A 13,221-nucleotide genomic window follows, 5' to 3' on the forward strand; every position below is an offset into this window, starting at 1 on the left:
TCAGTCCACCAGCAGCACCAGCTTGCCGGTGGTGCGGCCGGTGTCGCCCAGGGCGTGTGCCTTCGCGGCCTCCTCCAGCGGGAAGACGTCGGCGATCTCGGCCCGCAGCAGGCCGCGTCCGGCCAGGTCGGCGACGGCGGCCATCCCGGCGTGGTCGGCCTCCACCAGCATCATCGCGGTACGCACGCCGAGCCGGTCGGCCTCGGCGGCCAGCCCCTCGTACGGCACGGGCAGGATCGACACCAGCAGGCCGCCCGGGCGCAGGGTGCGCAGGGAGCGCAGCTGGTACTCGCCGCCGATGGTGTCCAGCACGACGTCGACGTCCCGGACGGTCTCGGCGAAGTCGGCGGCACGGTAGTCGACCGGCTCGTCCACGCCGATGCCGCGCAGGAAGTCGTGCTTGGCAGCGCTCGCGGTGCCGATCACGTGGGCGCCGCGGGCCTTGGCGATCTGCACGGCGAGGTGGCCGACGCCGCCGGCCGCGGCGTGCACCAGCACCCGGTCGCCGGCCTTCACCCGGGCGGTGTCGACCAGCGCCTGCCAGGCGGTCAGCGCGGCCAGCGGCAGCGCGCCGGCCTGGACGACGTCCACCCCCTCGGGCCGGGCCACGAACGCCCGGGTCGGGCCGGTGACGTACTCGGCGTGGGCGCCGACGCCGTGCGGGTAGGGCAGCATGCCGAAGACCTCGTCACCGGGCTTGAACAGGGTGACGCCGAAGCCGACGGCCTCGACGGTGCCCGCGACGTCCCAGCCGAGCACGAACGGGGGCTTGCCGAGGAAGAGGCCGTTCGCCCGGTGCTTCCAGTCCGTCGGGTTCAGGCCGGCCGCCCGGACCTTGACCAGGATCTCGCTCGTTCCGGGCTCGGGACGCGGGAGTTCCACCACATTCAGGACTTCGGGGCCGCCCAGGACGTCCTGGCTGATCGCACGCATCGTGTTCGTCGTCATGCCCTCAGCCTGTCCCGACCGGGGCGGGCGCGGCAGTGGCATGATGGCCACTGTCCGATGGGATTCTGCCAGGAGGCTGCCGTGCCGAACGCCGCGAAGACACCGCCGCACCGGATCGCCGTGCTCGCCCTGGAGGGCGTCTACCCGTTCGAACTCGGCATCCCCCGGCGGGTGTTCGCCGCCGCGGGCGACCGCTACGAGCTGGCCACCTGCACCGTGGACGGGCGGCCGGTGCGTTCGGACGCGGACTTCACCATCGGCGTCGAGCACGGCCCGGAGATCCTCCGCGCGGCCGACAGCGTGGTCATCCCGCCGTTCTCGCCCGCCCTCGCCACCGCCGACCTCGACCCCGCCGTCGCCGAGGCGCTGGCGCTGATCCGGCCCGGCACCCGGCTGATCTCGATCTGCACCGGCGCGTACGTGCTCGCCGCCGCCGGCCTGCTGGACGGCCGGCCCGCCACCACCCACTGGGCGCTCGCCGACCGCTTCCGCCGGCTCTTCCCCCGGGTACGGCTCGACCCGGACGTGCTGTTCGTCGACGACGGCGACATCCTCACCTCGGCGGGCGCGGCCTCCGGCGTCGACCTGTGCCTGCACGTGCTGCGCCGCGACCACGGCGCGGCCGTCGCCAACCACGCCGCCCGGCTGGCCGTCGTCCCGCCGTGGCGCGACGGCGGGCAGGCCCAGTACATCGAGCAGCCCGTCCCGGCGGCGGGGGCCGCCGGCACCGCCGCCACCCGCGCCTGGGCGCTGGAGCGGCTGCACCTGCCGCTGACCCTGGCCGAGCTGGCCGGGCACGCCGCGATGAGCACCCGTACCTTCGCCCGCCGCTTCCACGACGAGACGGGCCAGAGCCCCGGCCGCTGGCTCACCCAGCAGCGCGTCGCCCTGGCCCGCGACCTGCTCGAATCCACCGACCTGACCGTCGACCGGATCGCCGGCCGGGTCGGCTTCGCCAACGCGGTGTCGCTGCGTCAGCACCTGCACGCGGCGATCGGCGTCTCTCCGCTCGCCTACCGGCGGACCTTCGCCGGGAATTAGCCCCTGCGGCGGCGGCGCACCCCGATCACCGTGCCCGCCAGGGCAGTTGCGCCCAGTGCGGTGCCTGCGGCGAGCAGCGGTGCGGTGTTCGCGGAGGCGGTGGGCGCGTCGGCCTGGAAGCCGCCCGCCTTTCCGGCCCGGTCGTACGCGGAGCCGGGCAGCTTGTCGCCGTACCGCTGGTGGACCAGCTGCTGGTAGGCGGCGACGGTGGTGCCGTGCGCGCCGACCGACCGGCGGGCGGTGTCGTCGAGCGGCAGGACCCGGCCGTCCTTGAGCTCGTACCAGGCGCCCAACTGCGGTTCGCGGAAGGCGGTTCCGCCGTCGGCGGCGGCCCGGGCCGCGTAGTCGGTCTCGTCGCTGCCGGAGGCGATGTTGACCACCCGCCAGCTGCCGTTCTGCTGCGCCGTCCAGACCGAGGCGCTCTGCCCGTCGGCGGCGACGGCCTTGGTGGCGGTGAACTCGACGGTGGCGACCGGTGCGCCGGGCCGGCCGGCCACGAACCCGGCGTCGAGGGTGCGGACCGGCACCGTGTCGCCGCTGAGCCGGGGCGCGGCGACGCTCGCCGCCCGGGCCTCGTCGCTCGGGCTGAGCCCCAGCGGCTGGGTCGGCGGCACCCCCTTGCGGGCGAAGAAGTGCCCCAACTGGTCGAGCACGGACGGGTTCTGGGCGGCGGCCCGGGCGGCGGCGAGGTCGCCGGAGCCGAGCTGCTGATCGGCGGCCTGCGCGAGCGGGGCGGCGGCGAGGCCGAGGGCGGTGGCCGCGGCGAGTGCGGCGGCGGCGCGGGCGAGTCGGACGCGGTGGCTGCTCATGACGGGGCTCCTCACGCGCCGATCCGGTACAGGGAGTGGGTCCAGGAGAACGACCCGTTGTTCACGTAGTAGTTGTAGTCGCCCCAGTTGTAGCGGTAGTTGGACGGCCACGGGTCGCCCCAGTACAGCCAGTTGTTGCCGCTGTCATAGCCGTACAGCACGTTCATGTGGCCGCCGCCGGAGCTCCACTGGATCCGGGTCTCCACCGGCCGGCCGGCGTCGATCTCGCCCTGCACGGTGGAGTAGCGCAGGTAGCCGCTGACGTACGAGCCCGGGTTGATGCCGATCGTGTCCAGCGCGTTCTGCACTTCGGCCAGGCTGGCCTGGCTGTTCGGGCAGCTTGCGTTGGTGGAGCGGCCGAAGGCGGCGTTGCAGAACTGGTTCTGGCTCCAGGTGTAGCCGTAGTAGGAGGCGATGGTGTTGCCGGAGGCCGCCCAGCACCAGTTGCTCTGCTGCTGGGCCTGCATGGTCAGGTTGAGGGTGCGCGCGGTGCCCGCGGCCAGCGGGGCCTGCGGCTTCGCGGCGGTGGCGGGCTGTATCGCGGCGGGCTGTATCGCGGCGGGGGCCTGAGCGGCCACCGCGGGGGCGGCCACGGCCGGGGCGGCGGCGGCCGCGCTCAGCGCCGGGGCGAGAACGCCCAGGGCGAGTACGGCGACCGTCCGACGCAGCCGCATCGGGGTGAGTGGCATGGGCGATGTCCTCCTGGCAGAGGAGTGGGGGGTGTGGGGGCGGCGTCCGGACGCGCTGCCGACGAGCATCCGGCCGTTGCCGCCGGGCGGTCAACGGCCTTGCCCGGCCGGGGAGTCGAGGTGTGAACGGCCTCCGCCGGGTGTGAACGCGCCCCCGCTGGGCAGCGCGAATATCGACCGGGGCGGCGACCCGCCGTCCACAAGGTGTGAATATTCACGCTCAGTTGAGGAGCCGGCCTTGCCGCAGCCGACCGCACCGCCCGAACTGGCCCTGGCCCTGCGCACCGGACCGTTCCACCTCGCCCTGCGGGCCGCCATCGCCGCCCGCGGCCTCGCCCTGCACCGGCTGCGCCGACACCTCGCGCAGCGCGGCGTGCACGTCGGCGTCACCAGCCTCAGCTACTGGCAGCAGGGCCTGCGCCGCCCCGAACGGGCCGAGTCGCTGCGCGCCGTCGCCGCGCTCGAAGAGGTGCTGGAGCTGCCCGAGCACTCGCTCACCCGACTGCTCGGCCCCCGCCGCACCGCCCCCGACCCCGCCTGGCCGCCCGTCCGCCCGTACCGCGACCTGATCACCCCCGCCGAGGCGGTGGACGGCCTGCTCGCCGTCCTCTCCGGGCCGCCCGACACCGGGCTGCACACCGTCACCCACATCGAACGGATCCGGGTCGGCGCGGACCGGCGGCTGCGGCGCCGCGACTCCCAGCACGTGCTGCGCGCCCACCGCGACGGCATCGACCGCTACCTCGCCATCCACCAGGGCGACCCGGGCTGCGACATCGACCGGGTCCGGGTCCGGGCCGAGGAGAACTGCCGGGTCGGCCGGATCCGCCGCGACCCCGCCGCGCACCTGCTGGTCGTGGAACTCCTGCTGGACCGGCGGCTGCGCACCGGCGACACCCACCTGCTGGGCTACGGCTTCGACGAGTCGCCGTCGCCGCAGCCCAGCCGCGAGTACGTGCGCGGCTTCAACGCGGGGGCCGGGCAGTACGTGCTCCAGGTGACCTTCGACCCGGCCGCGCTGCCCGTCCGCTGCGACCGGTTCACCGTCCGCACCCCCGGCCAATCCCCCCTGGAGACCGAGGAGTTGACCCTCGACGGGCACCACTGCGCGCACCTGGTGGCCGAGGGCCTGCCGCCCTGCCTGCTCGGGCTGCGCTGGGACTGGGAGTGAGCCCGGCCCCAGGGCCTGCCCGCCCCAGTTGGTGATCCGCCCTAGTTGGTGATCCGCCCGCCGGCCACGTCGACCGTCAGTCCGGTCAGCCAGCCCGCGCCGTCGGAGGCCAGGAACAGCGCGGCGTCCGCCACGTCGGCCGGGGTTCCGAGCCGGTTCAGCGGGTGGGTGGCCGCGACCCTGGCCTGCACCTCGGCGGGCATCCGCTGCTGCACCCGTTCGGTCAGGATCGCCGACGGGGCAAGGCAGTTGACGCGGATGCCGTGCGGCCCGAGCTCGGCCGACAGGTGCCTGGTCAGCATCACCACGCCCGCGTCGGCCACCCCGTACGCCAGGTTGGCGCCGCTGGGCTGGCGGCCGGCCGCCGAGGACATGGTGAGGATGCTGCCCGTGCCGCGCTCCAGCATGCCCGGCAGGAAGGCCTGCACGGTGAGGAACACCGAGGTCAGGTCGGATTCCAGCACCTCGCGCCAGCGCTGCTCGGACAGTTCGGCCGTCGGCACCGGGAAGCCCTGGCCGCCGGCGAACGCCGCCAGTACGTCCACCGGGCCGAACCGCTCGTCCACCGTCCGGCGCACGCCGTCCAGCGCCGCACTGTCCGTCACGTCGGCGACGGCAGCCACCGCCTCGCCGCCCGCGGCGGTGATCTCGGCGACCACCGCCGCCAGCGCCGTCTCGTCCCGGCCGACCACGCACACCGACGCGCCCTGCGCGGCGAACGCCCGCGCGGTGTGCGCCCCGATCCCGCGCGAACCGCCGGTGACCACCACCGTCCGGCCCTTCAGTTCCGCATACGTTCCGGTCATCTCACTCAACTCCCCTGTGATCAGTGTTCGGTGCTGCGACGGCGGGTCTTCGGCAGCAGAGCGGCCACGAACAGCAGCCACACCAGCCCGCCGAACCGGACCACCGGCAGCAGGTACATGAAGCCGTCCGCCACCAGGGCGAACAGCGCGAGCATCCCGGCGGCGGCCACCACCAGGCCGGACCAGGTCACGGCGCGGGGCAGCAGGTCGGTGAGCATCGCCGACACCGAGACGCCCGCCGCCAGCAGACCGAAGCCCGCCGCGAACGCGGGCCCGCCCGCCAGGAAGGACACGTCGGCCAGCGCCCGGCCCAGCGCGGGCGGCGCGTCGGCCGACAACCGCCCGCCCGCCCACGCCCCGGCCGCGCTCAGGAACAGCGCGGACGCCGCCAGCACGCCGCCGACCAACGTGATCGCGGAACCGGGCGCGGTGATGCCGAGCGCCCGCAGCCGCCGGTAGAGCAGCGCCGCGCACAGCGCCAGCGGCACCGCGGCGGCGAGCAGCAGCAGCGCGCCGAGACGGGCCGTGCCGCCGTGCTCCTGCGCGTACCGCACCACCTCGGCGCCGGTGGCGTCCGGGTGCGGGGTGGCCCGGTTGACCACGGTGTAGGCGATCGTCAGCCCGGTGACCGAGAGGGTCGGCGCGAGCAGCGGCGGGCCGGTCTGCGGGCCGCCCTTCGGCCGGGCGGCCGGGGCGGGGCGGGGCTGGGCGGTGGTGCTCATGGTTCCTCCATGACATCCGTCGACGCGCATCCATCGATACACTCGGAATAATGATTACATCGTGGAACGATTGTCAAACGGGTACGATGTCGGCATGAGCATGAATCGAGAGGCGGACCGCCAGGACCGGCCCGACGGCACCCCGCAGGCAGCGCCCGGCCCGGGCGGGCCGCCCGGCGGCGGTGCGGCATTCCTGCTGGCCCAACTGGGCGCGCACGCCGCCGAGCGCTTCGCCGAACGGATCGCCGCACTCGACCTCACCCCCGCGCAGGCCGGCCTGCTCCGACTGCTGGTGCAGAACCCGGGCCGCAGCCAGCGCGAGCTCGCCGACGCGCTCGGCATGCCCCCCAGCCGCTTCGTCCCGTTCGCCGACGGCCTGGAGCAGCGCGGCCTGATCGAACGCCGCCGCAACGCGGAGGACCGCCGCCTGTACGCACTGCACCTCACCGACGACGGTCTCGCCCTGCTCGGCCGCCTGCGCGAAGCGGCAATGGCCCACGAACAGGACGTCACCCAGGCCCTCACCCCCGAGGAGCACGCACACCTGACATCCCTGCTCGGCCGGATCACCGCACAGCAACACCTCACCCCGGGCATCCACCCCGGCTACCGCACCATGCGCCCCCGCTGACTGCCCCTCAGGGACGCGACAGGGGCCTGGGCCCTCACCCCCGAGGGGCGGCCGGCGGGGTGGCAGCCGACCCAGGGCAGGCGGCAGAGCCGGGGGCCCCAAAGCCCGTTCGTGGAGCGCTACTTGAACGCCGACAGGTAACCTCGCCCTGCCAGGCCGCCCGCACCAGACCACGGCCGCCCGCGCCCCCGCCCCCGGGAAGCGCGCACAACCGACATCGCCGGACCGCCGCGCAGCGGCAGCTCACCCAGGGCGCGCGAAAGAACCCGAGGACGCTCCCCAAAGACCCCCCACGGAGCGTCACTTGAACGCCGACAGGTAACCTCGCCCTGCCAGGCCGCCCACACCGGACCACGGCCGCCCGGCCCCCCACCCCCGGAAAGCGCGCACAACCGACATCGCCGGACCGCCGCGCAGCGGCAGCTCACCCAAGGCGCGCGAAAGAACCCGAGGACGCTCCCCAAAGGCCCTCCACCGAGCGTCACTTGAACGCCGACAGGCAACTTCGCCCCGCCAGGCCACCCACACCAGACCACGGCCGCCCGCGCCCCCGCCCCCGGGAAGCGCGCACAACCGACGCCTCCGGACCGCCGCGCAGCGGCAGCTCGGCCAGGGCATGCGAAAGGGCCCCGGAGGGTTCTCCCCCAAGGGTCCTTCGTGGAGCGCTACTTGAACGCGACCTCGGCCGCGTCGGTGACGGGCCGGTAGCCGAGGCGGGGGTAGATCGCGTTGCTGACCGGGTTCGCGAGGTCCGTGTAGAGCAGGACCTCGGCCGCGCCGCGGGACTGCGCGTGCCGGGTGGCGGCGGCCGTCAGGGCGCTCGCGTAGCCGTGGCCGCGGTCGGCGGGCGGGGTGTAGACGGGGCCGATCCGGGACATCCCGGCGACGGCGGGGCTGGCTCCGGCGAGCGAGACCGCCCGCCCGTCCTCGGTCTCCCACAGCAGCAGGACCTCGGCGGCGATCCGCTGCTCGGCGTCGGCCGCCGGGTCGGCGGGCGGCAGGATCTCGGCCTCGACGCAGAAGTCCACCAGCCAGCGGGCGACGGTCTCCCGGTCGGCGGGCCCGGCGAGCCGGAAGCGGCCGGCGGGCGGCACCGTCGGAGGCGTCAACTCGCCCAGCCGGTACAGTCGTTCGCTCCGCTCCAAGTGCCAGTCGACGCCGGTGGCCCGGTGCCATTCGGCGGCGAAGGCCAGGGCGGTGTCGTGGTCGCCGGCCACCGTGTCGGGGTGGTCGGCGGCGTCGCCGGCGGCGAGCGTGCGGGCCAGCTCCTCGGCGGCGGCCACCGGCATCGGCCCGAGGCGCTGCCCCCACGGCGGGGTGCGCACGCAGGTGCCGGCGACCTCGCCGTCCGGGCCCTGCCACCAGCCGAAACGCGGCGGCTGCGCGCCGTACGCGTGCAGGCCGTCCCGGGTGAGGCGGTCGAGGATGGTGAGCAGCACGGTGTTCGCGACGGGGTCGGCCGCGAGGAACTCCCCGGCGGCGGCGCGGAAGTCGTCCGGTGATGTGGTCAGTGTCCAGCCCATGACTCATCCTGCCCTGCGGACAGTGCCGCCGACCAGCGCTTTTCGGTCGGCGGCACTGCCGTTCCGGTCACTTGCCGCGCAGGCGTTCGGCCAGTTCCGCGGCGTCCGCGACGGGTCGCTCGCAGACGAAGTGCCGGCAGACGTACGCGGCGGGCTTCCCGTCCAGCAGCGGGCGGCCGGCGAGCAGCGGCACCTCGGTGTCGCCGACCTCGCCGACCGCGACCACCGCGCCGGGGGCGGTGGAGCGCAGCGCCGCCAGGTGCAGCGCAGCGCGCCCGGCGTCGCCGACGGGGCCGACCACCGCGACCTCGCGCGGCCCGTCGAGCAGCGCCTCGGCGACGGCCAGCCCCCAGCCGGTGAACCGCGGCGCGCGCGCCCCGAGCGTCGAGACGATGCCCAACGCCCGTTCGGCGGCGGTGCGGTGGCGCGCGGAGCCGGTGTACGCGGCGTAGCCGAGCAGCGCCCCGGCGGCGGCGGTCCAGCCGGACGGGACGGCGTTGTCGGTGGGGTCCTGCGGGCGGCGGATCAGCTGTTCGGCGTCGTCGGCGGTGTCGTACAGTGCGCCGGACTTCTGGTCCGCGAAGTGCAGCAGCACCAGGTCGAGGAGTTCCCCGGCGAGTTGCAGCCAGGCCGCCTCGCCGCTGACCGCGTACAGCGCGAGGAAGCCTTCGGCGGTGTCCGCGTAGTCCTCCAGCACGCCCGCGTTCGCGCCCGCGATGCCGTCCCGGGAGGTGCGCAGCAGCCGTCCCTCGGGCGTGAGGTGGACGGCGATCAGCAGGTCGGCGGCGCGCTCGGCGGCCTCGATCAGGTCGGGGCGTTCCAGCAGCGCGCCGGCCTCGGCGAGGGCGGCGATCGCCAGGCCGTTCCAGGCGGCGACCACCTTGTCGTCCCGGGCCGGGGCGGGGCGCTGCGCGCGGGCCTCGAAGAGCTGCTCGCGGATCCGCCGGTAGGCGTCCATGTTCTCGGGGTCGTGCGGGAGTTGCAGGACCGAGGTGCCGTGCTCGAAGGTGCCGGTGACGTCGAAGAGCCGCACCGCGAGGTCGGCGTCCGCCTCGCCCAGCACCTCGGTCAGCTGCTCGGGCGTCCACGCGTAGTACGCGCCCTCGGTGGTCTTCCCGCTCGCCGGGTCCAGCGAGTCGGCGTCCAGCGCGGAGGCGAACCCGCCCTCCGGGGTGCGCAGGTCGCGCAGCAGGAAGTCGGCGGTCTCCAGCGCGACCCGGCGGGCCTGCTCGTCGCCGGTGGCGCGCCACAGGTGCAGGTACACCCGCAGCAGCAGCGCGTTGTCGTAAAGCATCTTCTCGAAGTGCGGGACGGTCCAGGTGGCGTCCACCGCGTACCGGGCGAACCCGCCGCCCAGCTGGTCGTAGATCCCGCCGCGGGCCATCGCCTCGCAGCTGCGCCGCACCATCTGCAGCGCGGCTTCCGAGCCCGTCCGGGCGTGGTGGCGCAGCAGGAACTCCAGCACCATCGACGGCGGGAACTTCGGCGCCCCGCCGAACCCGCCCCGCCGTTCGTCGAACGACCGGGTCAACTCCACGACCGCGCCGTGCAGTTCGGCGTCGCCGGGCGGCTGGGCGATGCCACTCCCGACCGCGTACACCGAGGCCCGCTCCGCGAGGTCCTTGCTGATCCGCGCCGCGACCTCCCCGACCTCGGCCCGCCGCCCCGTCCACGCCTTGTCCACGCCCTCCAGCACCTGCCGGAACGACGGCATCCCGTGCCGGGGCTGCGGCGGGAAGTACGTCCCGAAGTAGAACGGCTGCTTCTCGGGCGTCAGGAACACCGTCATCGGCCACCCGCCCTGCCCGGTGGCCGCCTGCACCGCCTCCATGTACACCGCGTCGACGTCCGGCCGCTCCTCCCGGTCGACCTTCACCGCGACGAACCGCTCGTTCAGGTACCCGGCGGTCTCCTCGTCCTCGAACGACTCGTGCGCCATGACGTGACACCAGTGGCAGGCCGCATACCCCACCGAGAGCAGTATGGGTACGTCCCGCCTGGCTGCCTCCGCCATCGCCTCCTCTCCCCACTCCCACCAATCCACCGGATTGGTGGCGTGCTGCTGGAGATACGGCGACTGCGCGTGGGCCAGGCGATTCACCATGAGGGCAGTATTCCAGGCTCCCGGTGCTCTGCGGGAACGGCCCCGTCAACACGCCGAGGACGACCGGCGCGCATGACGGGCCGTCATGTCCGGATCTGACAGCAGACCGTCATTGTCGCGGCGAGCGACGCGGGTCAGGATGGACCCATGTCCAGCACCCGCCGTGTCGTCATCGCGGTCTTCCCGGGCGTCGACCTCCTCGACGTCACCGGCCCGGCCGAGGTCTTCGCCCTGACCAACCGGGAGACCGGAGGCGCCGCCGGCTACCAGGTCGAGCTCGTGGCGCGAACCCGTGGCGAGGTCGCCACGTCGGCGGGGCTGCGGCTGGTCGCGGACCTTGCCTTCGCCGAGGTGGACGGCGTGCTGGACACGCTGCTGGTCCCCGGAGCGGTCAATGCCGGCCCCGACGACCGGGCCGCCGGTTCGGACGACGTGGTGGCGTGGGTCGCCAGGGTCGCGCCGCTGGCCCGGCGGGTCGTGTCGGTGTGCACGGGCACGCACCTGCTGGCCGCCGCCGGGCTGCTCGACGGCAGGACAGCGACGACGCACTGGTCGACCGCGGCGCGGTTGGCGGCCGAGCATCCCGGGGTCACCGTCGACCCCGACCCGATCTTCGTGCGCTGCGGCAACGTGTGGACCGGCGCCGGGATCAGCTCGTGCGTGGACCTGGCACTGGCGCTGGTCGCCGAGGACCTGGGCGAGGAGGTCGCCCTGGCAGTGGCCCGGCAGCTGGTCATGTACCTCAAGCGCCCGGGCGGCCAGAGCCAGTTCTCGGCCCCGCTGAGTCGACCGCCCGCGACCCGCCGCGACATCGACGATCTGCGGATGTTCATCGTCGACCATCTGGACGGCGACCTGTCCGCCGCCGCCCTCGCGGCACGCATGTGCCTGAGCGAGCGTCACTTCGCGCGGGTCTTCCGCCAGCAGACCGGGACCACTCCGGGCGCCTACGTCGAAGCGGTGCGGGTGGAAGCGGCCCGCCGGCTCCTGGAGGACACCGACCGGACCTTGGACCAGGTCGCCGCCGAGTGCGGGCTCGGCTCGGTGGAGACGCTCCACCGAGCGCTGCGCAAGCGGATCGGCACGACGCCCGCGGCCTACCGGCGGCGGGTCCGCACGACCGCCTGACGACTTCCTCCCCCGATCCCGGTCCACCCGTGCGTGGGACGGCGATGCTCCCTGCCCGGAAGACCGTCCTCGACGACGGCGGCGAGGGCGCCCCTTGTCACTTCTCCGCCTGTCGTTTCGCTGCGCCCCATGGCAGTTCCGCGAAACCCGTCGCCCGGAAGGTAGCCCACCCATGCCCTTGCCGAAGTCGTTGCACATACTGCGAGATCGCCCCTTCCGGCTCCTGTGGACCGCTCGCAGCATCTCCGCCATGGGCAATGCCCTGATGCCGGTGACAGTGGTCTTCGCCATCCTGCGCTCGGGCGGCAGCGCCCTGGACGTCGGTACCGTACTGACCTGCCAAGCGGTCGGCCAGGTGGTGATGCTGCCGGTGGGCGGGGTCTGGGCGGACCGGCTGTCGCGCAAGCTCGTCCTGATGGCGACCGACGCCGTCCAGGCGGTCTGCTACGGCCTGCTCGCCGTGCTGGTGTTCCTGCACCACGCCGCGGTCTGGCAGTTCGGCGTCGCCTACACGGTGGCCGGCATGGCCTTCGCCTTCTTCACCCCGGCGTCCAGGGCTGTCGTGCCCGAGCTCGTCGATGCCGGGAACCTGCAACCGGCGAACGCCCTGCTCGGCCTGACCGACAGCACCACCAAGGTGGTCGGTCCGGCCCTCGCCGCGCTGCTGCTGGCGGTCTCCAGTCCGGGCACTGCGATCCTGGTCGATTCCGTCAGCTTCCTGGTGAGCTTCGTGCTGGTCTCCCGGATGCACCTGTCCAGGCCGGTGGAACGGGCCGAGAAGCACCATTTCTTCGCAGAGCTGCGCGACGGTTGGGTGGTGGTGGCCCGGCGCCGCTGGTACCTGGCCAACCTGCTCGCCTGGGGCATCTGGAACTTCGCGATCGCCTTCTTCTTCGTCCTGGGACCGGTCGTGATGCAGCACGGCCATGGCGGGGCCACCGCCTGGAGCATCATCCTGATCACCGGCGCGGTGGGCTCCATCGTCGGCGGGCTGGCCGCACTGCGTTACCGGCCGCGCCGTCCGCTGGTTGTGGCCAACGCGACCGCCGTGTTCGGCATCGGCCCACTGGCCCTGCTCGCTCCCCCTGCCCCGGTGTTCGTCATCGCCGTCGGCGTGGCCGTGGCCTTCCTCATGACCGCGCTCGTCAACGAGGTCCTGGCGACTGTTCAGCAGCAGCTCTTCCCCAAGGAGATGCTGGCGCGGGTCAGTTCACTGGACTGGATGATCTCGTTCATCGCCATGCCCGCCGGCTACGCCGCCGCCGGTCCGGTCGCCGAGTTCCTCGGGACGCGCACGACACTGCTGGCCGCCGCGGCCCTCATCGGCACGCCGTGCGTGCTGCTGAACCTGCTGCCCGGCGTGCGCTCGGTCCGGCTCCTCCCCGACGGCACCATCGGCATCACCGGCGAGCGGGGCACCGCTGCGCCCCTCCCCGGGGACATCTCGGCTCCCGTTCTGACGGTCTCCACCGAAACACCCGGTTCGCCGGCTCGGTGAACGGCCGATCTGCCGACTCGCGCGGCGGCCGCCGGTCGAGGTCGTCGTGCCAGTGCCGGAGCGACTCGGCCGGGTACGCCGGGTCGGTCCCGGCGGTCCACGGCGGCCCAGGCGTCGGCCGCGGGAGCCGTACCGGGGCGAGCCGGTCCCC

General features: G+C 74.2%; 12 protein-coding genes. 5 read left to right on the forward strand and 7 right to left on the reverse strand.

Annotated features, from left to right (window positions below; all coding sequences use genetic code 11):
• Entirely contained in the window at nt 1-948 is a 948-nt protein-coding gene (locus AMK19_RS12540) for an NADP-dependent oxidoreductase (RefSeq protein ID WP_073811094.1), read from the reverse strand.
• An 81-nt stretch (nt 949-1,029) separates the two neighbouring features.
• Between AMK19_RS12540 and AMK19_RS12545 the strand changes: the two genes are divergently transcribed.
• The gene (locus AMK19_RS12545) at nt 1,030-1,989 is read left to right on the forward strand and encodes a GlxA family transcriptional regulator (RefSeq protein WP_241844381.1); all 960 of its coding nucleotides are present in this window, start codon (nt 1,030-1,032) and stop codon (nt 1,987-1,989) included.
• Here the strand turns inward: AMK19_RS12545 and AMK19_RS12550 are convergent.
• Both AMK19_RS12550 and AMK19_RS12555 read right to left on the reverse strand, forming a co-directional pair.
• Complete coding sequence (locus tag AMK19_RS12550) at nt 1,986-2,798, reverse strand: hypothetical protein (protein WP_073811097.1); 813 nt, start codon at nt 2,796-2,798, stop codon at nt 1,986-1,988. The genes AMK19_RS12545 and AMK19_RS12550 overlap by 4 nt on opposite strands.
• Before the next feature lie 11 nt (nt 2,799-2,809).
• Nucleotides 2,810-3,487, reverse strand: coding sequence for a papain-like cysteine protease family protein (locus AMK19_RS12555; RefSeq protein ID WP_073811098.1), 678 nt, complete (start codon nt 3,485-3,487; stop codon nt 2,810-2,812).
• 238 nt (nt 3,488-3,725) lie between these two features.
• Here AMK19_RS12555 and AMK19_RS12560 point away from each other — a divergent pair, with 238 nt between their 5' ends.
• Nucleotides 3,726-4,658 carry a hypothetical protein gene (locus AMK19_RS12560; protein WP_073811099.1) on the forward strand — a complete coding sequence of 311 codons (933 nt, stop codon included), beginning with the start codon at nt 3,726-3,728 and terminating at the stop codon, nt 4,656-4,658.
• 41 nt (nt 4,659-4,699) lie between these two features.
• Here AMK19_RS12560 and AMK19_RS12565 read toward each other — a convergent pair whose 3' ends face one another.
• Nucleotides 4,700-5,464, reverse strand: coding sequence for an SDR family NAD(P)-dependent oxidoreductase (locus tag AMK19_RS12565; protein ID WP_073811101.1), 765 nt, complete (start codon nt 5,462-5,464; stop codon nt 4,700-4,702).
• A gap of 20 nt (nt 5,465-5,484) precedes the next feature.
• Nucleotides 5,485-6,186 carry a DUF4386 domain-containing protein gene (locus AMK19_RS12570; protein WP_073811102.1) on the reverse strand — a complete coding sequence of 234 codons (702 nt, stop codon included), beginning with the start codon at nt 6,184-6,186 and terminating at the stop codon, nt 5,485-5,487.
• A 94-nt stretch (nt 6,187-6,280) separates the two neighbouring features.
• Here AMK19_RS12570 and AMK19_RS12575 point away from each other — a divergent pair, with 94 nt between their 5' ends.
• Entirely contained in the window at nt 6,281-6,817 is a 537-nt protein-coding gene (locus AMK19_RS12575; RefSeq protein ID WP_083646724.1) for a MarR family winged helix-turn-helix transcriptional regulator, read from the forward strand.
• Between the two features lie 665 nt (nt 6,818-7,482).
• Here AMK19_RS12575 and AMK19_RS12580 read toward each other — a convergent pair.
• Together AMK19_RS12580 and AMK19_RS12585 are read right to left on the reverse strand one after the other, a co-directional pair.
• Complete coding sequence (locus AMK19_RS12580; RefSeq protein WP_073811104.1) at nt 7,483-8,340, reverse strand: GNAT family N-acetyltransferase; 858 nt, start codon at nt 8,338-8,340, stop codon at nt 7,483-7,485.
• 67 nt (nt 8,341-8,407) lie between these two features.
• A complete protein-coding gene (locus AMK19_RS12585; RefSeq protein WP_073811106.1) occupies nt 8,408-10,444 on the reverse strand; it encodes a thioredoxin domain-containing protein in 2,037 nt (678 codons plus the stop codon).
• Nucleotides 10,445-10,591: 147 nt separating this feature from the next.
• On the opposite strand from AMK19_RS12585, the gene AMK19_RS12590 reads away from it, so the two are divergent.
• Together AMK19_RS12590 and AMK19_RS12595 are read left to right on the forward strand one after the other, a co-directional pair.
• Nucleotides 10,592-11,572, forward strand: a complete 981-nt coding sequence (locus AMK19_RS12590; RefSeq protein WP_073811108.1) for a GlxA family transcriptional regulator — start codon at nt 10,592-10,594, stop codon at nt 11,570-11,572.
• Nucleotides 11,573-11,744: 172 nt separating this feature from the next.
• Entirely contained in the window at nt 11,745-13,070 is a 1,326-nt protein-coding gene (locus AMK19_RS12595; RefSeq protein ID WP_073811109.1) for an MFS transporter, read from the forward strand.
• The last annotated feature ends 151 nt before the right edge of the window (nt 13,071-13,221 follow it).

This window comes from Kitasatospora sp. CB01950, assembly GCF_001905465.1.
Classification (GTDB): domain Bacteria; phylum Actinomycetota; class Actinomycetes; order Streptomycetales; family Streptomycetaceae; genus Kitasatospora.

Excerpts from the sequence above, each read along its gene's own strand:
- AMK19_RS12575 (WP_083646724.1), top strand. The coding sequence starts at position 6,281 with ATGAGCATGAATCGAGAGGCGGACCGCCAGGACCGGCCCGACGGCACC.
- AMK19_RS12540 (WP_073811094.1), bottom strand. The coding sequence starts at position 948 with ATGACGACGAACACGATGCGTGCGATCAGCCAGGACGTCCTGGGCGGC.
- AMK19_RS12555 (WP_073811098.1), bottom strand. The coding sequence starts at position 3,487 with ATGCCACTCACCCCGATGCGGCTGCGTCGGACGGTCGCCGTACTCGCC.
- AMK19_RS12550 (WP_073811097.1), bottom strand. The coding sequence starts at position 2,798 with ATGAGCAGCCACCGCGTCCGACTCGCCCGCGCCGCCGCCGCACTCGCC.
- AMK19_RS12585 (WP_073811106.1), bottom strand. The coding sequence starts at position 10,444 with ATGGTGAATCGCCTGGCCCACGCGCAGTCGCCGTATCTCCAGCAGCAC.
- AMK19_RS12590 (WP_073811108.1), top strand. The coding sequence starts at position 10,592 with ATGTCCAGCACCCGCCGTGTCGTCATCGCGGTCTTCCCGGGCGTCGAC.
- AMK19_RS12580 (WP_073811104.1), bottom strand. The coding sequence starts at position 8,340 with ATGGGCTGGACACTGACCACATCACCGGACGACTTCCGCGCCGCCGCC.
- AMK19_RS12570 (WP_073811102.1), bottom strand. The coding sequence starts at position 6,186 with ATGAGCACCACCGCCCAGCCCCGCCCCGCCCCGGCCGCCCGGCCGAAG.
- AMK19_RS12565 (WP_073811101.1), bottom strand. The coding sequence starts at position 5,464 with ATGACCGGAACGTATGCGGAACTGAAGGGCCGGACGGTGGTGGTCACC.
- AMK19_RS12595 (WP_073811109.1), top strand. The coding sequence starts at position 11,745 with ATGCCCTTGCCGAAGTCGTTGCACATACTGCGAGATCGCCCCTTCCGG.